Annotated in this window: 1 protein-coding gene; it reads right to left on the bottom strand. The window is 43.6% G+C overall.

What is annotated here, in order from left to right; genetic code table 11:
* A partial coding sequence (locus tag LI114_RS13585; RefSeq protein WP_264468343.1) for a collagen binding domain-containing protein occupies window positions 1-949 on the bottom strand: 949 nt, incomplete at both ends.

Below are 949 nucleotides of genomic sequence, written 5' to 3'. Positions count from 1 at the left end.
TTTCCATAACCTTAGAAAGCGATATCCTCACGCTCTGATACTCATTTTCAAAAGCTGTATTCACAGTATCTCTCACCTCAAATTCCTGTCCTGCATATGTCACTTCAACATCTTTAGGCTCATTGTTCAGCACATATCCATAGGGAGCTTTTATCTCTCTGACCTCATACTTGCCAAGATAAAGCAGTTCAGTTTCAGCATAGCCGTTCTCGTCTGTCGTGATCTCCGAAACAACATCTCCTGCATAAGCTCTTGTTGTACCGTCGAGTGTAACGATATCCTCTACAGCGATCACCTGAAATACTGCGCCACTGAGATCTCCGTTCGCAAACATGGGAGTGTAAGTTGTTGGATTCACGATCATTTCACCGTTTTCATTTGTGTATGCGGAGGAAACCGTTGTCACGCTTGTGAAAATATCGCCTGTTTTCCGAACGCTGATTTTTCCTTTCTGAGCGGTGTTTTGTTTCACAACTTTGACAATAGTAAGCGAGTTTTCTTTCTCTGCATTTTCTGAGGAAACCGAAAATGCTACGGGAGTTTTATCAAGCGCATAGCCGTAAGGCGCCTGCACTTCAACAAGTGAATACTCCCCGTATGGGAGCACTTCGGGAGTGATAAGATAACCCTCGGAATTTGTGCGGAACACATCAATGGCAGTAGGAGTTGGATAGCTGTACGTCATAGCTATCTTTTCTCCACCTGCATTGTATATCTCAAATCCTGCACCCTCGTAAGGAATGGTTTTTCCCGTTTCGGAATCCACCTTTACAACCTTGATATAGCTTTTGAATTCTGCATTGTTGATAAGATAGCGGTAGGTCTGTCCGTTTTCGCTGATGTTGACATCAAAATCAGCTATAAACTCCGTACCTTCCCAGCCCTTGGTCTGATGAACCGTGTAAATTCCGTATGGCATATCCTTTGTCTGTGCAAATCCGTTTTCATC

It is taken from the genome of Ruminococcus sp. 210702-SL.1.03, assembly GCF_020559915.1.
In the GTDB taxonomy this organism is placed as follows: Bacteria; Bacillota; Clostridia; order Oscillospirales; family Ruminococcaceae; genus YE71.
Note: the sequence above shows the minus strand (reverse complement) of the source record. Positions and strands in the feature narration are given on the sequence as shown.